Origin of the sequence: Promicromonospora sp. NPDC060204 (assembly GCF_042728455.1) — a bacterium.
Lineage (GTDB): Bacteria > Actinomycetota > Actinomycetes > Actinomycetales > Cellulomonadaceae > Promicromonospora.
The window spans coordinates 1-25,220 of sequence record NZ_JBHWZO010000073.1; the positions used below are offsets into that span (position 1 = coordinate 1).

General features: G+C 72.3%; 20 protein-coding genes. 19 read left to right on the top strand and 1 reads right to left on the bottom strand.

Annotation, left to right across the window (positions count from 1 at the left end):
• Positions 1-139: 139 nt before the first annotated feature.
• From ACFWEJ_RS11685 to ACFWEJ_RS11775, 19 genes are all read left to right on the top strand, one after another.
• A complete protein-coding gene (locus ACFWEJ_RS11685) occupies positions 140-1,114 on the top strand; it encodes an AAA family ATPase (RefSeq protein WP_377229371.1) in 975 nt (324 codons plus the stop codon).
• Positions 1,111-2,454, top strand: coding sequence for a DUF58 domain-containing protein (locus ACFWEJ_RS11690; protein ID WP_377229372.1), 1,344 nt, complete (start codon positions 1,111-1,113; stop codon positions 2,452-2,454). The genes ACFWEJ_RS11685 and ACFWEJ_RS11690 overlap by 4 nt, the downstream gene beginning before the upstream one ends.
• Positions 2,451-4,910 (top strand): DUF3488 and transglutaminase-like domain-containing protein, encoded by a 2,460-nt coding sequence (locus tag ACFWEJ_RS11695; RefSeq protein ID WP_377229373.1) that lies wholly within the window; start codon positions 2,451-2,453, stop codon positions 4,908-4,910. Before ACFWEJ_RS11690 ends, ACFWEJ_RS11695 begins: the two co-directional genes overlap by 4 nt.
• A complete protein-coding gene (locus ACFWEJ_RS11700) occupies positions 4,910-6,622 on the top strand; it encodes an RDD family protein (protein ID WP_377229374.1) in 1,713 nt (570 codons plus the stop codon). Before ACFWEJ_RS11695 ends, ACFWEJ_RS11700 begins: the two co-directional genes overlap by 1 nt.
• Positions 6,619-7,458 carry a PP2C family protein-serine/threonine phosphatase gene (locus ACFWEJ_RS11705; RefSeq protein ID WP_377229375.1) on the top strand — a complete coding sequence of 280 codons (840 nt, stop codon included), beginning with the start codon at positions 6,619-6,621 and terminating at the stop codon, positions 7,456-7,458. The genes ACFWEJ_RS11700 and ACFWEJ_RS11705 overlap by 4 nt, the downstream gene beginning before the upstream one ends.
• Position 7,459: 1 nt before the next feature.
• Positions 7,460-9,148, top strand: coding sequence for an FHA domain-containing protein (locus tag ACFWEJ_RS11710; RefSeq protein ID WP_377229376.1), 1,689 nt, complete (start codon positions 7,460-7,462; stop codon positions 9,146-9,148).
• 55 nt (positions 9,149-9,203) lie between these two features.
• Positions 9,204-10,832 carry a serine/threonine-protein kinase gene (locus ACFWEJ_RS11715; protein WP_377229377.1) on the top strand — a complete coding sequence of 543 codons (1,629 nt, stop codon included), beginning with the start codon at positions 9,204-9,206 and terminating at the stop codon, positions 10,830-10,832.
• A gap of 48 nt (positions 10,833-10,880) precedes the next feature.
• Positions 10,881-11,579 (top strand): hypothetical protein, encoded by a 699-nt coding sequence (locus tag ACFWEJ_RS11720; RefSeq protein ID WP_377229378.1) that lies wholly within the window; start codon positions 10,881-10,883, stop codon positions 11,577-11,579.
• Between the two features lies 1 nt (position 11,580).
• Positions 11,581-16,056 (top strand): FtsK/SpoIIIE domain-containing protein, encoded by a 4,476-nt coding sequence (locus ACFWEJ_RS11725; protein ID WP_377229379.1) that lies wholly within the window; start codon positions 11,581-11,583, stop codon positions 16,054-16,056.
• A gap of 115 nt (positions 16,057-16,171) precedes the next feature.
• On the top strand, positions 16,172-16,456 hold the full coding sequence (locus ACFWEJ_RS11730) for a hypothetical protein (RefSeq protein WP_377229380.1): 285 nt from the start codon (positions 16,172-16,174) through the stop codon (positions 16,454-16,456).
• A 152-nt stretch (positions 16,457-16,608) separates the two neighbouring features.
• The gene (locus tag ACFWEJ_RS11735) at positions 16,609-17,802 is read left to right on the top strand and encodes a hypothetical protein (protein WP_377229381.1); all 1,194 of its coding nucleotides are present in this window, start codon (positions 16,609-16,611) and stop codon (positions 17,800-17,802) included.
• A 30-nt stretch (positions 17,803-17,832) separates the two neighbouring features.
• Positions 17,833-18,309 carry an LpqN/LpqT family lipoprotein gene (locus ACFWEJ_RS11740; RefSeq protein ID WP_377229382.1) on the top strand — a complete coding sequence of 159 codons (477 nt, stop codon included), beginning with the start codon at positions 17,833-17,835 and terminating at the stop codon, positions 18,307-18,309.
• Entirely contained in the window at positions 18,306-19,082 is a 777-nt protein-coding gene (locus ACFWEJ_RS11745) for a hypothetical protein (protein ID WP_377229383.1), read from the top strand. Before ACFWEJ_RS11740 ends, ACFWEJ_RS11745 begins: the two co-directional genes overlap by 4 nt.
• 89 nt (positions 19,083-19,171) lie before the next feature.
• Positions 19,172-19,789, top strand: a complete 618-nt coding sequence (locus tag ACFWEJ_RS11750; RefSeq protein WP_377229384.1) for a hypothetical protein — start codon at positions 19,172-19,174, stop codon at positions 19,787-19,789.
• A 114-nt stretch (positions 19,790-19,903) separates the two neighbouring features.
• Complete coding sequence (locus ACFWEJ_RS11755) at positions 19,904-20,638, top strand: hypothetical protein (protein ID WP_377229385.1); 735 nt, start codon at positions 19,904-19,906, stop codon at positions 20,636-20,638.
• Positions 20,635-20,868, top strand: coding sequence for a hypothetical protein (locus ACFWEJ_RS11760; protein WP_377229386.1), 234 nt, complete (start codon positions 20,635-20,637; stop codon positions 20,866-20,868). The genes ACFWEJ_RS11755 and ACFWEJ_RS11760 overlap by 4 nt, the downstream gene beginning before the upstream one ends.
• A 132-nt stretch (positions 20,869-21,000) precedes the next feature.
• Positions 21,001-22,398 carry an FAD-dependent oxidoreductase gene (locus ACFWEJ_RS11765; RefSeq protein WP_377229387.1) on the top strand — a complete coding sequence of 466 codons (1,398 nt, stop codon included), beginning with the start codon at positions 21,001-21,003 and terminating at the stop codon, positions 22,396-22,398.
• A gap of 133 nt (positions 22,399-22,531) precedes the next feature.
• A complete protein-coding gene (htpX, locus tag ACFWEJ_RS11770; RefSeq protein WP_377229388.1) occupies positions 22,532-23,455 on the top strand; it encodes a zinc metalloprotease HtpX in 924 nt (307 codons plus the stop codon).
• A 138-nt stretch (positions 23,456-23,593) separates the two neighbouring features.
• Entirely contained in the window at positions 23,594-24,088 is a 495-nt protein-coding gene (locus ACFWEJ_RS11775) for a YajQ family cyclic di-GMP-binding protein (RefSeq protein WP_377229389.1), read from the top strand.
• 94 nt (positions 24,089-24,182) lie between these two features.
• On the opposite strand, the gene ACFWEJ_RS11780 is transcribed toward ACFWEJ_RS11775, so the two are convergent.
• Positions 24,183-25,061 (bottom strand): MerR family transcriptional regulator, encoded by an 879-nt coding sequence (locus ACFWEJ_RS11780; protein ID WP_377229390.1) that lies wholly within the window; start codon positions 25,059-25,061, stop codon positions 24,183-24,185.
• Positions 25,062-25,220 lie beyond the last annotated feature (159 nt).

Sequence of the window (25,220 nt, forward strand, 5' to 3'; positions counted from 1 at the left end):
CGCTCGCCCGTGTGTTGGTCGCCGCGGCGGTTTACTCCCCGCCCGGCCGCGCGGCCCCGGCGGGGCGGCCGGGGCACGCCATGATCGACACAACTTTCACCCGACGGACGAGCAGTAACGAGCAGTAGGGAAACACGAGATGACCACGATGACCCCCGAGCAGGCGGCCTGGTTCGCCCAGACCTTCGACCGGCTCGTCGGCAACGTCGGGCAGGCGGTCCTGGGCAAGGCGCCGGTCGTGCGCCTCGCGCTCACGTGCATGCTCGCCGAGGGACACCTGTTGCTGGAGGACGCCCCGGGCACGGGCAAGACCATGCTCGCGCGCTCCATCGCGGCGTCGGTCCAGGGCTCGCACAACCGCATCCAGTTCACGCCGGACCTGCTCCCGTCGGACGTCACCGGCGTGACGATCTACGACCAGAAGTCCGGGAAGTTCGACTTCCACCCGGGCCCGATCTTCGCGTCGATCGTGCTGGCCGACGAGATCAACCGTGCCTCGCCGAAGACCCAGTCCGCGCTCCTTGAGGTCATGGAGGAGGGCCGCGTCACCGTCGACGGCGTCGCGCACACCACCGGCCGCCCGTTCATGGTGCTCGCCACCCAGAACCCGATCGAGCAGGCCGGTACGTACCGCCTGCCCGAGGCCCAGCTCGACCGCTTCCTCATGAAGACGTCGGTGGGCTACCCGGACCACGCCTCCACGGTGGAGATCCTGTCGGGCGCCGCGCTGAAGGACCGCAGCCAGGTGCTGCAGCCCATCATCACGACCAAGGCCGTCACCGAGATGGCCGACCTCGCCGCGACGGTGCACACCGACACCGCGGTGCTGGAGTACGTGTCGCGCCTCGCCGAGGAGACCCGTAACGCCCACGAGGTGCGCGTCGGCGTCTCGGTCCGTGGCGCGCTCGCCCTGGTGCGCTGCGCCAAGGTGTGGGCCGCCGCGCACGGCCGCAACTACGTGCTGCCCGATGACATCAAGGAGCTGGCCCAGCCGGTCTGGGGCCACCGCTTCGTGCTGGACCCGGAGGCCGAGTTCGCGGGCGCCCGCCCCGACGTCGTGCTGGCCCGGATCATGGCCGACGTCGCCGCGCCGCAGGAGCGGGCCTCGGCATGACGACCTCGGGCATCTCGGCGGGCAGCGCGGCCGGACCTGGCTACGGCAAGCGCCAGGACAAGCCGACCGGCCTCGCCGGCGTCGTCGCGGCCGGCCGCGCGCAGGCGCAGCGCGGCCGGCGCGGCTGGGTGACCTTCGCCGCCGTCGCCCGGACGCGGGCGGGGGCGGTCGGCCGTACGCTCGCGCCGGTCCGTCGGACGTTCAGCACGTTCGGCATCGCGGTGACGCTGGTGGCGGCCGGTGCCTGGATCGCCGGGCTGACGCTCGGCTGGCTCGAGCTGCTGGTGGCCGCGATCGTGCTCACGGTGACGCTGCTGTGCGCCGTCGTGTTCGTGCTCGGCCGGTTCAAGTACGACGTCGTGCTCGACCTGGCGCAGGCTCGCGTGACCGTCGGCGACCGCGCCGTCGGGCGCCTCGACGTGCGCAACTCGTCGAGCCGCGCCCTGCTGCCGTCGGTGATGGAGCTCCCGGTCGGCACCGGCACGGCGGCGTTCCCCGTGCCGCGGCTGAAGGGCGGCGGCATGCACGAGGAGATCTTCACCATCCCGACGCGGCGCCGCAGCGTGATCACGGTCGGTCCGGTGAAGTCCGTGCGCGCCGACCCCCTGGGCCTGCTGCGCCGCGAGATGACGTGGACCAACGAGCAGGAGGTCTTCGTGCACCCGCGCGTCAAGAACCTCACCGGCTCCTCCACGGGCTTCCTCAAGGACCTCGAGGGTCGGGTCACCAACGACATCACGAACTCGGACGTGAACTTCCACGCGCTGCGCGACTACGTGCCCGGCGACGACCGCCGGCACATCCACTGGAAGTCGACGGCCCGCACCGGCCAGATCATGGTGCGGCAGTTCGAGGAGACCCGGCGCTCGCACCTCGCGGTGCTGCTGTCCACGCGCGCCGAGGACTACGCGAACGAGGAGGAGTTCGAGCTCGCCGTGAGCGTGTGCGGCTCCCTGGGCCTGCAGGCCATCAAGGAGGACCGCGGCGTGACGGTGCTCGTCAACGAGGCCACGCTGCACGGCGACCACCGCACCCGCCTGATGGACGACCTCTCCCGGATCGAGATGGTGTCCCGCAAGTCCAAGCTGGTGGACCTCGCCCGCGCCGCGAGCATGGCCGCCGCCGACTTCTCGGTGATCTCGTTCATCGTCGGCAGCATGGTCACGCCCACCGAGCTGCGTGCGGCGTCGGCGCGCGTGCCCGTGGGCGTGCAGGTCATGGCCATCCAGTGCGTGCCGGGGGCCTCCCTCGGCCGGCACTCCATCGCGGAGCTGGGCGTGCTGACCCTGGGCCGCCTCGGTGACCTGCCCCTTGCGCTGAAGAAGATGAGCGACGGATGAGCGACGAGAACACCCGCGGCAACCTCCCGGCGGGCGCGCACGCGCAGGGCAGCCAGCCGCCCTACGGCACCGGGCCCGGGTACCGGACCGGCACCGGCCGGGGCACCACCCGCCGCAAGGAGGCGGAGCAGCCGCGCGCGCTGACCAGGTTCGCCCTGGTCGACCTCGGCGCACTGGCAGTGATGCTCGGCGCCGTCGCCGTGGGCTTCGGCCCGGTCTGGGGCTCGCTCGGCTACCTGCTGCCCACGGCCGGCGGTGCCCTCGTGGGCCTCGCCGTGGCCTGGCTGGGCGCCTGGCGGCGCTTCCCCGCCGTCGTGGTGACGGCGCTGGCCGTGGTGGCCTACGTGCTGTTCGGTGGCGCGCTGGCCCTGCCGCACACGACGATCGCCGGCGTGGTGCCGACCCTGGACACGCTGCGCGAGCTGATGCTCGGCTCCGTGCAGGGCTGGAAGCAGTTCATCACCACCTCGCCCCCCATGCGGTCGTTCCCTGACCTCGGGGTGGTCCCGTTCCTGCTCATGCTGGTCGTCGCGCTCGTCGCGGGCACCATCGCCTGGCGCGCGAAGCACGCGGTCTGGGCCGTCGTGCCGGTTATCGTCGCCCTCGTCGGTGTGATCCTGCTGGGCACGGTCGACGAGGCCATGCCGATCGTGCAGGGCCTCGTGATCGCCATCACCGCCCTGCTCTGGGGCGCGGTGCGCGTGATGGAGGCGCGCGTCGGCACGCACTCGATCACCACGGAGGCCAGCCGCGAGGCCACGCGCCGGCTGCGCTGGCACCGGGTGCGCACGGGCGCCACCATCCTGGGCGCCGCGGCGCTGGTCGCGGGCTTCACCGCGCCGATCCTCATGCCCCATCCGGATCGTTCGGTGCTCCGCGAGACGGTCGTCCCGCCGTTCGACATCCACCAGTTCACCAGCCCGCTCGTGGCGTTCCGGCACTACGCCAAGGACGCCCGCGAGGAAGAGCTGTTCACCGTCAGCGAGCTGCCCGAGGGCGCCCGGGTCCGCCTCGCGACCCTCGACGAGTACGACGGCGTCGTCTTCGACGCGGCCGGCGACGGCGGCGACACCGGCGTCTACACGCGGGTCGGCGAGGAGATCGCGACGAAGTCCGACGTCACGCCGACGCCGATCGACGTCACGGTCGCGGGGTACAGCGGCGTCTGGGTCCCCGAGATCGGCGACCTCACCGGCGTGGAGTGGCTCGGCGCGAACGCCGAGGCCCAGACGGACGGCACGTACTACAACCCGCTGACCAGCACCGCGCTCACCACCGCCGGCATCAGGTCGGGCGACACGTACCGGCTGAAGGTGCTCGTGCCCGCGACGCCGGACGAGGACGCGCTGAAGAAGGCCACGATCCGCAAGGCGGACCTGCCCGAGACCGAGGCGAGCGCCCTGCCCGCGGGCCTGCCCGGCAAGACGGGGCAGTTCACGGGCGACAAGACCGACCCCGTGGAGAAGCTCTTCCTGCTCCGCGACGCGCTCCAGAACTCCGGCTTCCTGTCCAGCGGGCTCGACGGCCAGCCGCCGTCGCGGCCGGGTCACTCCGCCGACCGCGTCGACACGCTGATCGAGCAGGAGAAGATGGTGGGTGACGACGAGCAGTTCGCCGTCGCGCTCGCCCTCATGGCGCGCCAGGCGGGCATCCCGGCCCGCGTGGTCATGGGCTTCTACCCCGACAAGGACAGCAAGTTCGAGGAGGGCGAGCCCTGGACCGTGGTCGGCAGCGACGTCCACGCCTGGGTCGAGGTGCCCTTCAAGGAGTACGGCTGGGTGCCGATCGACACGGTCCCGGACGAGAACCCGCAGATCCAGCCCGAGCCCAAGAGCGAGCAGGTGCCGAAGCCCCCGGTGCTGCAGGACCCGGAGCCGCCGGACGAGCCGGACAAGGCGAAGGCCGGCAGCGTCGAGGACGACGAGAAGGACGACACCGAGAACGACCCGTTCGACTGGGGCCTGCTCGGACTCATCCTGCTCGCGGTCGGCATCCCGCTCCTGGTGATCGCCGGACCGATCATCGCGATCCTCGCCTACAAGGCCCGGCGCCGGACGGCCCGGCGCACCGCCGACCTGCCCGCCGACCGCATCAGCGGCGGCTGGCACGAGGTGGTCGACGTCGTGACCGACATCGGGACGAGCCTGCCGCGCGGTGCGACACGCCGGGAGAGTGCCGGCGTGATCGCCGGTGCGCACCAGGTCCCGTCGACGCTCACGCTAGCGCACCGCGCGGACGCCTCGGTCTTCGGCCGCGGTGAGCCCACCCAGGCGGACGTCGAGTCCTTCTGGGCCGAGGTGGACGAGCTGGTGGGCGGGCTACGCTCCAACCTGAGTACGCGACGGAGGGTCGGCGCGGCGTTGTCGCTGCGCTCCGTCTGGGCGCGTGTGGGCGGTGGTCGCGGAATCCTCGCGGCCCTCGGGGGACTCGGGTCCCGGCGGACGAAGGAGAACTGATGACGGACGTGGTCTGCGCTGGTTGCGGGTCGACCCAGCGGGCGGGCGCGCCCTTCTGCGCCGCGTGCGGACGGGAGTTCCCACGGACGGGACGGCCCGTCGTGGAGCAGGCCCAGGTACCCCAGGGGCAGGTGCAGCAGGCGGCCGCCGCACGTGACAGGTCGGGTTCGGTGCCGTTCGTGGAGAGCCGGCCGCCGATCACGACCGAGGTCGAGGTGTACACGGCGACGCAGATCCCCTCGGCCGGCACCGTGCCGCCGCCGCTGGTCGCGCCCTACGCGGGCGTCGGCAAGCGCTTCGTGGCCTGGCTCATCGACGGCCTGATCGCCGGTGCGCTGGCCGTGATCGTGGTGGTCATCGGCCTCTCGTTCATCGACATCCCCCCGGCGCTGACGGTGGTGACGCAGGAGCAGGCGGCCGAGATCGCCGCCCAGGCGGTGCGGGTCTACCTCATCGCGGGCCTGGTCGCCTTCTGCTTCCAGCTCTCCATGTGGATCTGGGAGTCCCGGACCGGCCGCACCATCGGCAACTCGGCGATGGGCCTGCGCACGCTCTCGGCCGAGGACCGTGGCCCGATCGGGTTCGTCCGCGAGCTGCTGCGCGTGCTCGTGCTCGCCGCGGGCGCCCTGGTCGCCGGCTTCGGCCAGATCGTGGTGCTGCTCAGCCCCTCGTGGGACAAGGGTGACAAGGTCCAGGGCTGGCACGACAAGGCAGCGCGGTCGATCGTGGTCGACGTCCGTGCCCCGCAGATCGCGCTGACCACCGGGCTCGCCCCGGTGGGCCCCGGGCCCCGCGCCCCGGGCCGGCCCGCGATGCGGACGGCGGCGCCGGCGGCCCCGGCACCGGGCCAGTACGCCTCCGCGCAGCTGCCCCCGCTGTCTCCCACGACGCCGCAGGCGCCGGCCCAGCAGCCCGTGGCTGCCCCGGACCCGTGGTCGTTCCCGCAGGCACCCGCCCAGGGCGCGCCGGCTCCGTCCGGCGACGGCCTCATCACGGGCATCCCGGGCAGCGGGCCCGCGGCACCGCCCGCCCAGCAGCAGCCGGTCCAGCAGCAGCCGGTCCAGCAGCCTGCGCAGCAGCAGTACCAGCAGCCCGCACCGCAGCAGCCGGTGCAGCAGCAGCAGCCCGAGTCGGCCTGGCCGGCGCGGACCTGGCCGGCGCAGCAGGAGCAGGCGGCGCCCCCGGCGCAGCAGGCGCCCGCCACGCTGCCCCCGCAGCAGCACCCGGAGTCCCGCCCCACCCGCAGGGTGACCCTCCCGCAGGACGGCGCCGCCCAGCCCGCCCCGGTGTCGCAGCCGACGCTGCCGCCGCAGTCCGACGGGTTCTCGGACTCCACGCGGATGCAGGCCCCGGTCCTGGAGCCGGCCGCGGTCGTGACCGTGACCCTCGAGCTCGAGTCCGGTGAGCGCCGGGTCATCGACGGGCCCGCCCTGGTGGGCCGCAACCCGCAGGCGAGCGGGGGCGCGGGGTACATCCTCGTGCGCGTCGACGACCCGACCCGGTCGGTGTCCAAGAACCACGCCGAGCTCGGCGTCGACTCCGCCGGCCTGTGGCTGACCGACCGTGGGTCCACCAACGGCACCGTGGTCTCGGCGCCGGGCCGTTCGCCCCAGGTCGCGGAGGCGGGCGCACGGGTCCGCGTGCCGGTGGGCTCGACCATCCACGTCGGGGACCGCCGTCTGGTCGTGCACCCTGCCGAGCCCCGGGCATGACCGAACAGGAGCAGGGGTTGACGACGATCTGGGGTGCGGCATCGCACCAGGGTCGTCGTCGGTCGCTCAACGAGGACGGATACCTGGCCACCGGCCGGGTGTTCTTCGTGGCCGACGGCATGGGCGGGCACGAGGCGGGCGAGGTGGCGAGCGCCGAGGCGCTGGCCGCGATCAGCGGCCTGGCCGACGTCGAGCGGGTGGAGCCGGCCCTGGTCGAGGCGTTCCTCGAGGCCGCGCAGCAGCGGGTCCGGGCCATCGAGACGGAGTCGGGCAACGCGCCCGGCACGACGCTCACGGGCGTGCTGGTCGACGAGCGCGAGGACGTGCCGTACTGGCTGTTCGTGAACGTCGGGGACTCGCGCACCTACATCCTGTCGAACGGCGTGCTGTCGCAGGTGAGCGTGGACCACTCCGAGGTGCAGGAGCTCGTGGACGCGGGCACGATCACCATGGAGGAGGCCCGCAGGCACCCCCGGCGGAACGTCATCACGCGGGCCCTCGGGGCCCAGCAGGACGTGCGGGCCGACTTCCGGTACATCCCGGTGACGCTCCACGACCGCGTGCTGATCTGCTCGGACGGGCTCACGGGGGAGCTGACCGACGAGCAGATCACGACGATCCTGCTGGAGCAGCCCGACCCGGAGCGGGCCGCCGGGCACCTGGTCGACGCGGCGATCCAGGCCGGCGGCCGGGACAACATCACCGTGGTCGTGGTCGACGTGACCGGGGTGGACGACCAGACCATAGGGTCGTCGACAGCACCACGGGCGGGGGCGGAGCCTGACGAGGACACCCTGCCGCGAGAAGAGCACGCAGCAAGAAGCCAGGGGGTCTGAGATGACGGTGCACTACAGCGAGGGATCCGCACGGGCGGTGGTCCGGAACGGCACGGTCGTCGTGCTGCCCGGCCCGGCTCCCGCCGGCGTCGTCGACGCGCTCTGGACCGCGCTCGACGCACCCGACGGCGGGGTCGCGGCGACCCTCGCCGTCCTGGCCGCGGGCGGCCTCGCGGAGACGCCGCCGTTCGCCGTCGTCTCGCTCTCCGGCGGCGAGCCGGCCACGGCGGCGCACGTCGCCGTGCGCGGTACCGGCGTCAAGGTCGTGGTGAGCGCCCAGGGCGCCGGCGGTCCGGTCGAGGTGACCGGGGCCGGCGTCGTCACCTGGTCGGAGCGGGTGGTGGACGGCCCGACGTCGTTCGCGATCACCACCGACGAGGTGCCGGCGGACGAGGAGTTCCCCGTGCAGTCGGCAGTGGTGCGGGCGAGCGCGCTGCGGCGCACCCTGGTGGAGGTGGCCGGGGCCCTGGACCTCCCGGGGACGCTGGGCACGCTCGCACCCGCACCCGCACCCGCGCCCGCCTCGGCGGCCCCGGCCGCCAAGGCCGCGATGATCGACGAGTTCCCCGACTTCCCGACCCTCGCCGGCCTGTCGGCGCTGCCCGGCGGGCAGCCGGCCGGCGAGACGGTCGTGCCAGGGACGATGGACGTGCCGGTGATCGGCGGCCCCGCCGGGCCCACGCCCGAGCCCGAGCCCGCACCGGAACCCGCGCCGCTGCTCGGGACGTCCCCCGTCCCGGGGCCGGCCGCGGCCCCGGCCTCGGAGGTCGACGAGGCCACGCAGTTCGGTGCGGACGACGACTACGGCCACCTCTTCGGCGACACCGTGATGCGCCGGGTCGAGGACGCGGCGGTCCGGCAGGGGGAGGACGAGGAGGAGGTCGACGAGGAGCCGGCCCCGGCGTCCGCCCCCGTCGTCACGCCGGTGGCACCGCCCCCGCCCGTGCCGGACCCGCCGCAGGCGGAGCCGGCGGGCGACGCCCTGATCTCGAGCGTCCCGGGCGGTTTCCCCGGCCCGGCCCTGATCTCGGACACCCCGCCGGGCGTGACCCCGGGCGGCGCCCAGCGGGCCGCCGCGGTGACGGACTCGCCGGGCACGCCCGACGTGACGGACCACGACGGCGAGACCATGATGTCGTCCGACATCGCGGCGCTGCGCAAGGCGGCTGGGGGCGGGCCCAAGTTCTCGGTGGGCATCCTGCCGGGCGCCCCGCAGATCCTCGGCCGGAACTGCCCGCAGGGGCATCCCAACCCGCCCACCAACGAGACCTGCCGCAGCTGCGGCGCGGCACTGGAGAGCGACGCGGAGCTGGTGTCCCGCCCGTCGCTCGGGCAGATGCTCGTCACCGGTGGCGTGCAGCCCGGGATCGGCGGCCCGCAGGTGGTGGAGCTCGACCGCCCGGTGGTCGTCGGGCGGCGCCCGCGCACCAACAACGCGTCGGCGGACCGCACACCGCGCCTGGTGACGGTCGCGAGCCCGGACCAGGACATCTCGCGCTCGCACGTCGAGATCACCCTCGAGGAGTGGCACGTCCTGGTCGCGGACCTCGCGACCACGAACGGCACCACCCTCCTGCGGCCGGGGCAGCAGCCCCGGCGCCTGCACCCCAACGAGAAGGTGATCGTGGTCGAGGGCGACGTCGTCGATCTCGGCGACGGAGCGACCCTGACCTTCGAAGGCATCTGGTGAGGGCCCCGGCCGGCACGACCACCGATGACGGCTCCACCATCAACCAAGGAGAAGCGTGAGCAGCAAGCGTGCGCCGTCGGCGCCGCCCCACATCGCCGGGTTCGAGTACAAGAAGCTGATCGGGTCCGGCGGCTTCTCGGACGTCTTCCTGTACGAGCAGCAGCGCCCGAAGCGGCTGGTCGCCGTCAAGGTGCTCCTCAAGGAGCACGCGAGCGACGCCCAGCGTGCGGCGTTCGACTCCGAGGCCGACCTCATGGCGGTCCTGGGCAACCACCCCTCGATCGTGACGATGTACGAGGCGAGCGTCGCCGACGACGGCCGCCCGTACCTGGCCATGGAGTACTGCTCGCGCCCCAACCTGGGCGCGCGGTACCGGTCGGAGCGCTTCTCGCTGGCCGAGGCGCTGCGCACCACGATCCAGATCGCGGGCGCGGTGGAGACCGCGCACCGGCTCGGCATCCTGCACCGTGACCTGAAGCCGGCCAACATCCTGGTGACGCAGTTCGGGCACCCCGTGCTGACGGACTTCGGCATCTCCTCCACGGTCGAGGAGGCCTCGGCCGCGGAGGGCATGTCCATCCCGTGGTCGCCGCCGGAGTCGTTCGGCGACCCGCCCGTCGCGGGCAAGACGACGGACGTCTGGGCGCTGGCCGCCACCTGCTACACGCTGCTGGCCGGCCGCACGCCGTTCGAGGTGCCCGGCGGGTCCAACACGTCGGCGGACCTGGTGGCGCGCGTCGAGCAGGCGCCGCTGCCGCCGATCGGGCGCAACGACGTGCCGCCGTCGCTGGAGCAGGTGCTCCGCATCGCGATGGCCAAGCACCCCTCGTCGCGGTACCCGTCGGTGCTGGCGTTCGCCCGCGCGCTGCAACAGGTCCAGGTGGGCCTGGCGCGCGACATGACCCCGATCGACCTCCTCGACGAGACCGGTGCGGTCGCGGAGGAGGAAGAGGACGACGACGGTACGCGGCTGAAGAACGTCACGGCGATCGACCCGGGGCAGCTGCCCGCTCCCGGGCCGGCGCCCGTCGGCAGCCCGGCGATGTCGTCGGGCGGCTTCGCGCCGGCCACGCAGGGCACCTCCGGCTGGGCGCCCCAGGCGGGCACCGCCACGGGGGCGCGCACGACCGTGCCCGCCCTCGACGTGCCGGTGGCCTCGGTCGGCTGGCAGGCACCGCCGGTCGAGGAGACGGTGCACCGGACGCGCGCGCCCGAGCTGCCCGCCGACCTGCCGCAGGATGTCGCGCCGGAGAAGTCGTCGCCCTGGGGGACCGTGGCGCTGGTCGGCGGCGCCGTGGTGCTCGTCGCGGTGCTGGTCGTGGGCTGGTTCGCCCTGCAGAACGGCGCGGAGGACCCCGAGGACCCGGGACAGACCCAGACGGTCGCGGGGGACCCGCCGCCCCCGCCCGGCGGGGGTTACGTGCCCCCGGTCCGCGACCTGAAGGGCGTGGTTCAGGGCGACGAGGTCGTCTTCACGTGGAAGCCGCCGAAATCCCAGGTGGAGGGCGACAAGTACGGGTACCGTGTGCTGTCGTTCACCAACGAGAGCACCTATACGCCGTCCGCCGTCGCGACGGCGACCGTGCCACGGTCCGAGGGCGAGCCGACGTGCATCGAGGTCGTCGTGGACCGGTCCGGGAAGGCATCCGCGGAGCCGCAGAAGAAGTGCGTCCCGGCGGGCTGAGGGACTCCGGCCGACCGGCCGGCTGACAGGGGGAGAAGAGGGAACGACGTGGGTGATCTCGCGCTCGAGTTCTGCGGTGAGTGGTTCCATCCCGCCCAGGCGGACGGTGGTTTCGACGTGGGCCGCGAGGGTGACCTCGCGATCGACGACAACCCCTACCTGCACCGACGCTTCCTGCGGGTGACGCAGGAGGACGGGATCTGGTGGCTCTCGAACGTGGGGTCCCTGATCTCCGCGACGGTGTGCGACGCGGGCGGTGGCGTGCAGTCGTGGCTCCCGCCCGGCCACCGCCTGCCCCTCGTCTTCCCCACCACCTCGATCGTCTTCACGGCGGGCCCCACCACCTACGAGCTGACGGCCCAGCTCACGGACGCCCCGTACCACGAGGTCCGCTCCGAGGACCCCGACACCGGCGCCACGACCATCGGCGCCATCAGCTTCACCACCAGCCAGAAGCAGCTCATCGTGGTGCTCGCCGAGCCCATGCTGCGCCGCGAGGGCACCGGCCTGAGCGAGATCCCGTCCAGTGCGGACGCGGCACGCCGCCTGGGCTGGGCCACGACCCGGTTCAACCGCAAGCTCGACAACGTCTGCGAGAAGCTCGACCGGATCGGCGTCAAGGGGCTCCGCGGCGGCCCCGGACTGCTCGCCACCAACCGGCGCGCGCGGCTCGTCGAGTACGCCGTCGCCTCCCGGCTGGTGACCCCCGCGGACCTTCCACTTCTCGACCTGAAGGACGACGCCTGACGTGCGCATCAAGCTGACCCTCAACCGACCCGACGAGTCCGGCGTGAACGTCGCGGTCACCGCCGACGCCACCGCGACGGTACGCGACGTGGCCGAGGCCCTCTTCTCGGGTGACCCCACCCGCAACGGCGCCCCCGCACCCGAGAACCTCACGCTGCAGGTGGTGGGCGACGGCTCGACGAGCTTCACCAGCGGCCGGGTGCTGACCCCCACCAACGACCTGGTCCAGGCGGGCCTGCGCTCCGGGTCCGTGGTCTCGATCGTGCGCGTCTCCGAGCAGTTCGTGAACGCCGGGCAGGATCGCGGCACCGCGGTCGCGCAGCTGCGCGTCCTCGACGGGCCCGACGCCGGGCGCGAGTTCCCGCTGCCGGTCGGTACCACCTACATCGGGCGTGACCGCGGCATGGACGTCCGGCTCTCGGACGGGCAGGTCTCCAAGCGGCACGCCCGGGTGGTCGTCGGCGAGTCCATCGAGGTGCACGACCTCGCGTCCGCCAACGGCCTGGTCATGGGCGGCAAGCGGACGACGCGGGCCGTGCTGACGTCGTCGGACACCGTGACCCTCGGCGAGACCACGCTGTCCGTCGTGGCCCTGCACCGCTCGACCAGCCTGGTCCCGACCAGCCCGGTGGTGGAGTTCAACCGGTCGCCCCGCGTGGTCACCCGGTTCGGCGAGATCAAGATCAAGGCGCCCAAGCCGCCGAAGCCGGTGCAGCCGCAGCGCCTGCCCTGGCTGATGATGCTCGCGCCGATGGCGATGGGCGCGGCGATGTACTCCGTCACGCGCAACCCGATGTCGCTCATGTTCATGTTCATGAGCCCCGTCATGATGGTCGGGATGTACTTCGACCGGAAGATGTACGGCAAGAAGCAGTTCAAGGAGGCGTCGGAGAACTTCGAGCGTGCCGTGGTCGCCACCTCGGAGCGGATCGACGCCACCCACGCGGTCGAACGGGCGGTCCGGCTCGCCGAGTCGCCGTCGCTCGCCGAGTCGCTCGACGCCGTCCGCCGCCTCGGCGGACTCATGTGGACCCACCGTCCGGAGCACCGCAGCTTCCTGTCGGTGCGGTTCGGGCTCGGGTCGGCGCCCTCGCGCACCGAGTTCGACGAGCCGCGCGAGAACGACGCGGTGCCCGAGCACTGGCAGCAGGTGCTGGACCTGCAGCAGCAGTGCATCACCATCCACGACGTCCCCATGGGCGCCGGCCTCCGGTACGGCGGCAACATCGGGATCGCGGGGCCGAGCGGCATCGTCGAGCCGGTGGGGCGGTCCGTCCTGCTGCAGATCGCCGCGCTCCACTCGCCGGCCGACGTCGTCGTGACGGCCCTGACCTCCGCCCGCTCGCGCGCGGACTGGGAGTGGCTCGAGTGGCTGCCCCACACCGGCTCGCCGCACAGCCCGCTCGGGGCCTCCGACCACCTGGCCGACGACTCCGGCTCCGGCATCTCCCTGCTGACCCGACTCGAGGAGCTGGTCGAGGGACGCGGCGTCAGCCTCGACGGCCACGCGCCGCTCGTCGGCGAGATGGACGCGGAGAAGAACCGCAACGAGGCACCGCCCAAGCCCCTGCTGCCGTCGGTCGTCGTCCTCGTGGAGGACGACGCCCCGGTCGAGCGCGCGCGGCTCGTGCGGCTCGCCGAGCACGGCGCGGCGGCGGGCGTCTACGTGGTGTGGATCGCGCCCACGGTCGAGCAGCTCCCGGCCGCCTGCCGCACGTTCGTGCTGCTGAACTCGGACTCCGAGAACAGCGGCGCCATGACCGGCGAGGTGCACTACGGGCAGCTCGCCTACCCCGTGCGCTGCGAGGTCGCCGACCTCGCCACGGCGCGCGAGGTGGCCCGGATCCTGTCCCCGGTGGTCGACGTCGGCGCACCCACGGACGACGAGTCCGACCTGCCGCGTGCGGTGTCCTACCTGGCGCTGGCCGGCACGGAGATGGGCAAGGACTCGAACACCGTGGTCGAGCGGTGGCGGGAGAACCTCTCCCTCACCCCGCGCGACGGCTCGCCGCCGGTGCGGCGCAAGACCCCCACGAACCTGCGGGCGCTCATCGGGCACGACGGCGTGGAGCCGTTCCACCTGGACCTGCGCACGCAGGGCCCGCACGCCCTCGTGGGCGGTACGACCGGTGCGGGTAAGTCGGAGTTCCTGCAGTCCTGGGTGCTCGGCATGGCGGCCGCGCACAGCCCCGACCGCGTGACCTTCCTCTTCGTGGACTACAAGGGTGGCGCGGCGTTCGCCGACTGCGTGCACCTGCCGCACACCGTCGGCCTGGTGACGGACCTGTCGCCGCATCTCGTGCGGCGCGCGCTGTCCTCGCTCCGCGCCGAGCTGCACTACCGCGAGCACCTGCTGAACCGGAAGAAGGCCAAGGACCTCGCGTCCCTGGAGCGCACCGGTGACCCCGAGGCGCCGCCGAGCCTGATCATCGTGGTCGACGAGTTCGCGGCCCTGGTCGGCGAGGTCCCGGAGTTCGTGGACGGCGTGATCGACGTCGCCCAGCGTGGCCGGTCGCTCGGCCTGCACCTGATCCTCGCGACGCAGCGCCCCGCCGGTGTCATCAAGGACAGCCTGCGGGCGAACACGAACCTGCGCATCGCCCTGCGCATGGCCGACGAGCACGACTCCAAGGACGTGCTCGGCGACGACATGGCCGCGCACTTCTCGCCGTCGATCCCCGGCCGTGGCGCCGCGAAGACCGGCCCCGGCCGGCTCACCACGTTCCAGACCGGCTACGCCGGCGGCTGGACCAAGGACGAGCCGGAGCGGTCGTCGCTCGACGTCGAGGAGATGGACTTCGGCACGGGCCGGCGCTGGGAGCTGCCGGCCCCGGAGGTCATCGAGAACGTCGACCCCGGGCCCAACGACATCGCCCGGATGGTCTCGACCATCCGCCGTGCGGCGTCCGAGGCCGGCGTGCCGACGCCCCGCAAGCCGTGGCTGGAGGAGCTGGCCGCCACCTACGACCTGGCGCTGCTCCCCAACCGCCGCACGGACTCCCAGCTCGTGCTCGGCGTGCTCGACAACCCGCCGCAGCAGGCCCAGCCGACCGTGCACTACGAGCCGGACACCGACGGCAACCTCGCGATCTACGGCACCGGTGGTACGGGCAAGAGCACGACGCTGCGGACCATCGCGGTGTCGGCGGGCCTGACGCACCGGGGTGGCCCGGTGCAGGTCTACGGCATCGACTGCGGCTCCGGCGGTCTGTCGATGCTGGAGAACCTGCCGCACGTGGGCGCGGTGATCGCCGGGGACGACGAGGAGCGCGTGACCCGGCTCATGCGCCGGCTGCGCGACACGCTGGACCAGCGCTCCGACCGGTTCGCCGCCGTGCGGGCGACGACCATCGACGAGTACCGCCGGCTGGCGAACAAGCCCGACGAGCCCCGCATCATCGTGCTCGTCGACGGCATCGGGGCGTTCCGCGAGGCCTACGAGAACATCACGGCCCGCGGGTTCTCGATCTTCGGCACCTTCACGCAGCTCGCCACCGACGGTCGACCCGTCGGGATCCACCTCGTCATGACCGGTGACCGTGCGGTCTCCGTGCCGCCCTCCCTCGCCTCCACGGTGCAGAAGCGCATCGTGCACCGGATGGCCAAGGAGGACGACTACATCATGCTGAACGTCCCGAAGGACGTGCTGACCCCGGCGTCCGCGCCGGGGCGGGCGATCATGTACGGCCAGGAGGCCCAGATCGCCGTGCTCGGCGGGGACTCCAACGCGGCGGTGCAGTCGCGCGAGCTGGCGCGGCTGGAGCAGACGATGCGCACGGTGGGCGGCGTGCCGCAGGCACCCGGCATCGAGCGGCTGCCCGACACGTTCACGCTGGACCAGCTGCCGCAGCGCACCGGGGAGCTGGCCACCATCGGTCTGCGCGACCTCGACATCGCGCCGGTGGGCCTGCCGCTGCGCGGCCCGCTCATGGTGGCCGGCCCGCCCGGATCGGGTCGGACGACGGCGTTCGTGACGCTCGCGACCGCGCTGCGCAGGAACGGGGCCGGGCGGCTGGTGTACCTGTCGTCGCGGCGGTCCAGCCTGTCGGCGCTGGACCTCTGGGACATGCAGGCGTCCTCCCCGGAGGACGTCGTGGAGGCGCTCAAGGAGCTCACCACGCTCCTCGACAGCGATCGGACGACCCCCGGAACGCTCACCGTGATGGTCGAGAACTACACCGAGCTCACCGGCACGCCGGCAGAGAAGCCGATGGAGGCGTTCGTCAAGCTCGCGTCCCGCAAGGACCAGCTGGTCGTCGGTGAGTCGGAGTCGTCCACCTGGAGCAAGGCGTTCACGTTGGCGGGGCCGTTCAAGTCCGGCCGCAACGGCCTGCTCCTGACCCCCGGGGACTCGGACGGCGACGTGCTCATGAACACGCCGCTGGGCCGGATCCGGCGCAAGGACTTCCCGCCCGGCCGTGGCTTCCTCGTCACCGCCGGAAGGGCAACCAAGATCCACGTCGCCCTCCCGGGCTGACGTGCAGGGGATGGGGAGTCCTCCCCATTCCGCCTTGTCACGGGCCGTGAAATAGTTCGTGACGTCGCAGAATCGGAGGCTGTCCTCGGGACAGCCACAGACAAAGGAGCATGGCATGGTCGCAGAGGGTGGCAACGTTTTCGGTCTTGATGTCGAGGCAGTCAAGAGCCTCGCCAACACGCTCCGGACGCAGGCCGAGGGTGTCCGCCAGGTCGTCCAGACCATCACGAGCCAGATGGCCCAGACCCAGTGGAACGGCCCGGACGCCGTCCAGTTCCAGGAGGAGTGGGACGGTACCCACGCCACCAAGCTGAACGAGATCGCCGCCGCGATCGAGGCCTACGGCACCACCGCCGACAACAACGCCTCGATGCAGCAGGACACCTCCAGCTCGTACTGATCGAGCTCGAGCTGTCCGGTCGGGCCCCCGCACTGGCGAGGCCCGGTACAAGAGGTGCGGGACCGTCGTCGGTCCCGCACCTCTTGAGTCAGTAGCGAGCCAGATCCGGGCCAGGCCCAGCGCCGTCATCGGCGGGACGTGAGGAGAACCATGTGAGCGGCGAAATGTACGGCGCCGATATCGAGTCGCTGCGCCTGCTTGCCGACAAGATCGACGAGGGCAGCGAGACTCTCGAGACCGTCGTCACGACGGTGACGGCCGTGATCCCGGAGTCGGAGAACGGCTGGCACGGCCCGGACGCAGAGGGTTTCCGCGACGAGTGGAACAGCAACCACCTCGCGAAGCTCAAGGAGACGGCCACCGCGCTGACCGAGGTCGCGACCAAGGTGCGCGCGAACGCGGACGCCCAGGCGGCGACGTCGGACGACTACGCGGGCGGTGGCGCCGGAGCGGGTATCGGTATCGGCGCGGGTGCTGGAGCAGGAGCCGGAGCCGGGGCTGGTGCCGGCGGCGGTGAGGGCGGCGGCGAAGAGGGCGGCGGCGGCCCCTCCTTCTCGGGCAACGGCCCTGAGGGCGAGTTCGAGCGGAACAACAGCGAGTACACCTCCGAGCGCCACGGCACCTACGACGAGAACGGCAACTTCACGCCGAGCGGCACGGACGCCGAGGGCAACCCGATCGACGCGGCCAACGGCAAGGGCGACCCGAACGCGAACGTCACGCTCGCCGAGGGCGAGGTCGAGGGATTCGTCGGCGCCGAGGCGGGCGTCGAGGGCGAGTTCGGCTCCGAGGACGGCGCGCACGGTTCCGGCGAGGCCTCGGTGCAGGCGGGTCTCGGTGCGGAGGCGAGCGGTTCGGTCGGCCTCAACGAGAACGGGCTGACCGCCGAGGGCGCAGCAGGTGTGTCGGCGGGCGCGACCGCGAGCGCGAGCGGACAGGTCGGGTACGGCGAGCACGTGAGCGCCGAGGGCAACGCCGAGGCCTTCGTCGGCGGGCGCGCCGAGGCCGAGGCCGGTATGACGCTGGGCCCGGAGGGCCTCGGTGTCAGCGCCGGTGGCGAGGCGTTCGCCGGTGGCCAGGCCTCGGCCGGCGCTTCCGGTACGGTGGCCGGCGTGACGGCCGGTGCCGAGGGTGAGGTCTACGCCGGTATCGGCGTCAAGGCCAACGCCGACATCGACGTGGGCTGGGACAACGTCGGGGTCGACTTCGAGCTCGGCGCCGCCCTGGGTGTCGGGGCCGGGTTCTCGGTGTCGTTCGACGTCTCTCCTGCTGACACGGTCGACGCGATCGCTGACGCCGGTGGCGCCGCGCTCGATGGCATCGGTGACTTCACCGGACTCTGGTGACCCATTCCGGAAACCTGATTGGATAACAGCATGAGCACAGTCACCTACCCGAGCGAGACCTTTCCCGGTTTCCCCGAGGTCGTCATGGACTGCCCCGAGGGCTGGTCCCCGCGCTCCTTGCCGGAGGCCCAGATCGCGATCCTCCAGGAGCGACCCGAGGGCGAGTTCCGGCCGAACGTGCTGGTCGTCATCCAGCGGCTGAGTGCGGAGCAGACCTTCGAGGAGGTGGTGCGGCGGGCACTCGCCAAGTTCGAGTCGCTGCCGGGCTACAAGGAGGTGGGCCGGGTCAAGACCACCGTCTCCGGTCTGCCCGCCCTCCGCGTCGAGGGCGCCTGGACGAGCGACTCGACAGGCACGATGGCGCAGGCGCTTCGCCTGGCCGTCGTCGAGCACGACGGGGTACGCGACGTGGTCGAGATCACCGGCACCTGCGCGGGATCCCAGGCCAAGGAGGTGTGGTCGACCGTCAGGGCGATCCAGGACAGCGTAGAGCTGGCGAACGGATGAGCGGCGCGCAGGACCCCTCGTCGGACAAGCAGTTCGCGGTAGCCAGCCGGCGCATCGTCTTCGTCGTCGGCTCCATCCTGTTCGTCGGCGCCATCCTCCTCTTCCTCAACGGCCAGGTGGCGCTCGGTATCGTCCTCCTCGTCGTCGCGGCCGCCGCGGTCGTGTGGCGTGGTATCTGGACCGTGCGGCGCGGGCAGCGCGCGCTCGCCGAGGTCGAGCGGGCGCAGGTGCCGGACGGTGCCGTCCGCGCCCCTGGCGCCCCGGCACCGGTGGAGGACGTCGTGGCGCAGCTCGTCGGGATGAACAGCGACGGCCTGCCCTACCAGATCGACGCGGCGCGGACCCCCAAGGGGGTGCGGGTCACCGTGCAGTGGAAGCACGAGGAGATGCGCTGGCAGACCCTCTTCGTGCGTGGGTCGCAGGCGTTCGCGTGGCGGATGGAGGTCGACCTCGACCCGGCCACCGCCCACTACAAGTTCGTCGAGCACTCCGGGAAGGCGTCGGTTCGCGCCGCCGCCGGCCCGATGGGGGCGACGGCCTACGGCAGCTGGACGTGGCAGAAGGGCAAGACGGCCGGCGGCACCTCGGCATCCTTCGTCGAGGGCGCCGACGGCCAGGTCCGCGTGGTCGGTCAGACCGGCGACCGCACCTCGTGGGAGGGCGCCGTCATGATCAAGCCGGCCGACGCGAAGGTGCCGGTGTTCACCGTCCTGCGGAACAACGGCTGGCGGCCGCCCCGGGACTGGTCCGGAGCGCGGATGTTCGAGAAGTAGGAGCCGGCCCGGGCGGGCCGGCTTCACGTCGTATCGCACCCCGGTGGCGCCCACCGATGCGGCGCCACCCCAATGGAAGTGAGTGATTCATGCGTTCCCGTCGTTCCATCCTGGCCGCAGTGACGGCCCTGCTCCTCGCACCGGCGCTGGCGGCCTGCTCGTTCTCGGCCGGCGAGCTCGAGCCGATCGGCGGGGAGTCCGGGGCAGCGGAGTCGCCCGCAGAGTCGCCTGCCGCGCCGGAGGCGGGCGCGGAGGTGCAGACGATCACCGCGGAGCACCTCACTGCGCAGGTCCCGGCCGACTGGGAGTCGATCGGCGACGCCGACGGCTGGTCCTACGTCCACCAGCTCACCAACAGCGAGGGCGGCGTGGCCGGCCGCATCGGGTTCATCCCCGGTGGTGCCGCGATGACCGCGCCCGAGGCCATCGACTGGTTCATCGGCCAGATCAAGGGCAAGGGCTCGACCAACGAGAACTACGCACCGGTCACCACGCTCCGCACGGGGGACGACCGCGCCAACACCTCCTACACCTACGACTCCGCGGGCCAGGAGTACACGGCCGTCGTCTGGGCCATCACCGACGCCAACGGCATCCCGTCCCTGATCCAGCTCTCCGGTGCCCCGGACGTGCTGACCACGGACCTCGTCGCGCAGGTCGACGCGAGCCTGGACGTCACGGGCAACTGGGAAGGCACGACCAACTGATCGGTCCGTTGCGGGGGTGGTGCGCGTGCCGAGCCCGGCGCCCGCGTCACCCCCGTACTGTGTGCCAGGACACGACGCATCCGTAACCTGCCCGGAAGGCATGTGGGACGAACTATGGCGAGCACTACGGGTGACCGGGTCACCCGCAAGATCCGGCGGATAGCAGGGGAGCTGCCCGAGCTCGGCGGCATCCGCCATGTCGAGGCCAACCCGCCGTCGCCCAGCGCGTACTGGGTCGCCCTCGGGGTCGCCGTGCTCTTCACGGTGGTCATCTCGCTCGGCACCGGCGGGGTCGACGGCGCGCTCGTCCTGATCCCGGCCTGGGCGGTGCTCGGCTGGATCATCCTCGGGTACATGGGGTCGGAGAAGGTGGTCGTGCTCGACCGCGGGCTGCTCATCGGCTCGTTCGCCCCGTTCCTGCGCCCCTACGTGGTGCCGTTCGACCGGTTCGAGGCCGGTTCGATCACTGCTGTGCGTCCCGGGTGGAAGCTCGCCGACATGCTGCGCGGGCGGACCCTTCTGACCACCGGTCGCACGGCGGTCTGGGCCTGGAACGCCGTGGCCTTCGTGGCCGCACCGGGTGCGGCGGCCCAGCGGCGCTACGTCGACGCGGCCGGAGTCTTCCGCGCGGAGGACCCCGAGGGGCGGGATCGGCTCGTGTGGTGGTTCGGCACCTGGCGGCAGCCCGACCGGCTGGTGGGCGCGCTGGAGTCGGCTCTGGTGGACCTGGGGCATCCGGTCGCGGGCTTGTCCCAGCGGGTGCTGCCCATGGTCCGGATCAGCGGTGTTCCTGCCGACGCGGCCACCCAGGTGCCCCGGCTCGTGGCGGCGCTGGAGCGTGCATCATGAGCGCCGAACGCACGGTCATCCGGTGGAGCCTGTGGATCGGCGTCGGGCTCGTCGTCGTCGCCGTGATCGCCAGGGCGCTGGACCTCATCCCCGTCACCGTGATCGTGGGGCTCCTGGGCCTGCTCGCGCTCGGCTTCGCGGGGTACGGGGCGCTGGACGAGGCGGCCAGCCGGGCCAGCCTCCGCCGTCGGGCGGACAGGGTGAAGCGGGAGCGCGACCAGGGCCGCTGAGCCCGGAACGCGAGGATTCTCACAGTAACCCCACGTCCACCCCCTGAACCGGGGGTGAGGTGCGCCTTACCCGGTCGGTAGAATCGGTAGCGGCCTTCGCTTCCCTTGTCCTCGACCGGAAGGCGCCCCTTCGTGAGCACCACCCGACCCTTGCGCGTCGCCGTCGTCGGCGCCGGCCCCGCCGGCATCTACGCGAGCGACATCCTGTCCAAGTCCGACCTCGACGTCAGCATCGACCTGTTCGAGCGCCTCCCGGCGCCGTTCGGCCTGGTGCGGTACGGCGTCGCGCCGGACCACCCGCGCATCAAGCAGATCATCGTCGCGCTCCACAAGGTGCTGAGCCGCGGGGACATCCGCCTGCTGGCCAACGTCGACTACGGCGTGGACCTGAAGCTCGAGGACCTCCGCCAGTTCTACGACGCGGTGATCTTCTCGACCGGGTCCATCAAGGACGCCGAGCTGGACGTCCCGGGCATCGACCTCGACGGCTCCTACGGCGCCGCGGACTTCGTCTCCTGGTACGACGGCCACCCGGACGTGCCGCGCACCTGGCCGCTGGAGGCGGAGCAGGTGGCCGTGATCGGCGCCGGCAACGTCGCGCTCGACGTGGCCCGCATCCTCGCCAAGCACGCGGACGACCTGCTGCCCACCGAGATCCCGGCCAACGTGCACGAGATCCTGAAGACCTCCCCGGTCACCGACGTGCACGTGTTCGCGCGCCGCGGCCCGGCGCAGGTCAAGTTCTCGCCGCTGGAGCTGCGCGAGCTGGGCCACGTCCCGGACGTCGACATCGTCGTGTACCCGGAGGACTTCGACTTCGACGAGGGCTCCGAGGCGGCGATCAACTCGTCGAACCAGACCAAGCAGGTCGTCAAGACCCTCGTGGACTGGACGCTCAAGGACCCCGCGCAGAACACGGCGTCGCGCCGGCTGCACCTGCACTTCCTGCACGCCCCGGCCGAGGTGCTCGGCGAGGACGGCAAGGTCGTCGGGCTCCGCACCGAGCGCACCGCGCTCCAGGGCGACGGCACCGTCAAGGGCACCGGCGAGTTCGTCGAGTGGCCGGTCCAGGCCGTCTACCGGGCCGTGGGCTACTTCGGCTCCTCCCTGCCGGAGATCCCGTACGACGACGTCAAGGGCGTCATCACCAACCGCGAGGGCCGCGTCGTCGACATCGACGGCAACCAGGTGCCCGGTGTGTACGCGACCGGCTGGATCAAGCGTGGCCCGGTGGGCCTCATCGGCCACACCAAGTCGGACGCCTCGGAGACCATCCGCCACCTCGTCGAGGACGTGACGGGCGTGGCCGACGGCGAGGCGCCCGGCGACCTGACCGGCGGCCGTACCGCGCCGCAGGGCACGCCGGAGGCCGTCACCGAGTTCCTCACGGGCAAGGGTGTCCACTTCATCGAGTGGTCCGGCTGGGAGCTCCTGGACGCGCACGAGCGGGCGCTCGGCGAGGCCGCGGGCCGCGAGCGGATCAAGGTCGTCCCGCGCGACGAGATGGTGAGCATCAGCCGCAAGTCGTAGGCCGCTCCCCGTTGCCATCCAGCGAACGTGCCCGGAAGACTCAGGTCTTCCGGGCACGATCGTTTCCTGAGGGCGGCAGGCCCGGGGAACCCCGGACCGGGCTGGCGCGTTCGGGTGGGAGGAAAGGAGTGCGATGCACAGGCACTACAACGGGCTGAAGACCGCCGCGCTGTTCGGTGGCATGTGGGCCGTGATCCTCGGGTTGTGGGCGCTCTTCGGCAGGAGCTCGACCACACTGTGGATCTTCGTGCTGATCGGACTGGCGACCACCGCCTACGGGTACTGGAACTCCGACAAGCTGGCCATCCGCGCCATGCACGCGTACCCCGTGACCGAGCTGCAGGCGCCGGAGATGCACCGCATCGTGCGCGAGCTCTCCACGGCGGCGCGCCAGCCGATGCCCCGGCTCTACATCTCGCCCACCAAGGCACCCAACGCGTTCGCCACCGGGCGCAACCCGCAGAACGCCGCGGTGTGCTGCACGGAGGGCATCCTGGAGCTCCTGAACGAGCGCGAGCTGCGGGGTGTGCTGGGCCACGAGCTGATGCACGTCTACAACCGCGACATCCTGACCTCGTCGGTGGCGGGCGCGCTGGCCGGCGTCATCACCGCCCTGGCGCAGTTCCTGCTGTTCTTCGGGGGCGGCGACCGCCGCGAGGGCGGCAACCCGCTCGCGGCGCTCGCCATGGCTCTGCTCGCCCCGATCGCGGCGATGCTGATCCAGATGGCGATCTCCCGGACGCGCGAGTACGACGCCGACGAGGACGGCGCCCGGCTCACCGGCGACCCGCTGGCCCTGGCCTCCGCGCTGCGGAAGCTGGAGCAGGGCACGCAGCGCGCGCCGCTGCCGCAGGACCGCGACCTGACCAACGTCTCGCACCTGATGATCGCCAACCCGTTCCGGGGCGCCGGCATCGGGCGCCTGTTCGCCACGCACCCGCCGATGCCGGACCGCATCCGCCGGCTGGAGGCGATGGCGGGCGGCCCGTCCGCCGGCTACAACCCGGGCGGCCCGACGTCCGGCCCGGACTGGGGCACCCCGCCCGGGATGCTCTGAGCCCACCCGCCCGCCGTCCGTCCGGCCGCCGACCTCACCCGCGCAAAGCGTTCGTCGGGGTCGGCGGGGGCGGATACGGTGAGCAGATTCCGACCGGGCGTGCAGGGGCGCCCGGGTGTTACGCAGAAGGAGCACCACATGGCCGACTCGTCGTTCGACATCGTCAGCAAGGTCGACCGCCAGGAGGTCGACAACGCGCTGAACCAGGCCGCGAAGGAGATCTCGCAGCGGTACGACTTCAAGAACGTCGGCGCATCGATCACCTGGACCGGCGAGAGCATCCTCATCGTCGCCAACTCGTCGGAGCGGGTGCTCGCGGCCCTCGACGTCTTCGAGACCAAGCTGGTCAAGCGCGGCATCTCGCTCAAGTCGCTCGACCTCGGCGAGCGCGAGCCCAAGCCGTCCGGCAAGGAGTACCGCCTCGGGGCGACCCTCAAGGAGGGCCTGGCCGGGGAGTCCGCGAAGAAGGTCACCAAGATCATCCGTGAAGAGGGCCCGAAGGGCGTCAAGACGCAGATCACCGGTGACGAGGTCCGCGTGACCAGCAAGTCGCGTGACCAGCTCCAGGAGGTGCAGAGTCTGCTGAAGGGCTCGGACCTGGACTTCGCGCTGCAGTTCACCAACTACCGCTGACGGCTCCTCCGTAAGGTCGGGCCTGACGACGGCGCGGGCGGGCGGTCACCGGGACCCCGGTGGCCGCCCGTTCCGCTTGTCACGGGGTCCGACCTCAGGCGCGGGCCCCGAGCTCCACGGCCAGCTCCATGCAGCGCAGGCGGGCCGGGGAGAAGTCGTAGGGCATCTTCCCGACGGCTCCGAGCGCGCTCATGGTCCTGTGCCCGCCGTCCGGGATCTCGCCGGCGTCCCAGGAGTCGAGAAGCGCATCGTCACCCTCGTCCAGGCCGGCCTCCTCCATGGCGGCCTCCAGCTTCTGTTCGAAGGCATGTCGTTCGGCTGCCACCTGGGCCACCCGGGGGTCGTCGACGGCGACCGTGTCGTCGAGCGCCTCCTCGGCGGCGTCGACCCGGTCGGACTCCGCTCGCAGGTCCGGACTGCTGGCCAGGGCGATGAAACGAGTGGCTTGGATCGCCGCGCCGAGCGGGCCGAAGATCCGCTCCGTGACCAGCAGGGTGTCCAGGTCCGCCTGGCGCAGGGAACCCTCCGGCAGGTTCGCGAGGCGGTCCGTCACGACGTCGGAGAGCAGGCCCGCCCTGCTGCCCCGGGTGCGCATCCGCTGCACCGCGGCCCGCTGCCGGCGCAGCTCTGCCTCCTGGGCGACGAGGGTCTTGTCCAGCCGTTCCAGGACAGTCGCGATGTCGTCGTCGGAATCGCGAGGAGCCGAGACGGCTGGAGCCGGGACTGCTGGAGCCGGGTCGGCGAAGGCGTCCCGGATGTCGTCCAGGGCGATCCCGGCGTCCGCCATCCTGCGGATCCACAGCAGCTGGACCATGTCGTCGTAGCCGTAGCGGCGGCGGTCGTCACCGCCCCGCTCGGGCTCGGGGAGCAGGCCGATCTCGTGGTAGTGACGGATCGCCCGCGGCGTCGTGCCGGCGAAGGCCGCGGCGTCGCCGATCTTGACCTGGCGGGGCGGGACGAAGGACGGATGCATGGGGTGTGGAGCCTTCCTCGACGGAACGGGACGTGATCCCACCGCACCACATCCCGCTACGAGAGGTGCAACCACCGCCCGACTGACTCGGCATGCCCACCCTGCCGAGTCAGTCGGCCGGTCGGACCACCCCGCTGACTCGGCGGGGTGGCCATGCCG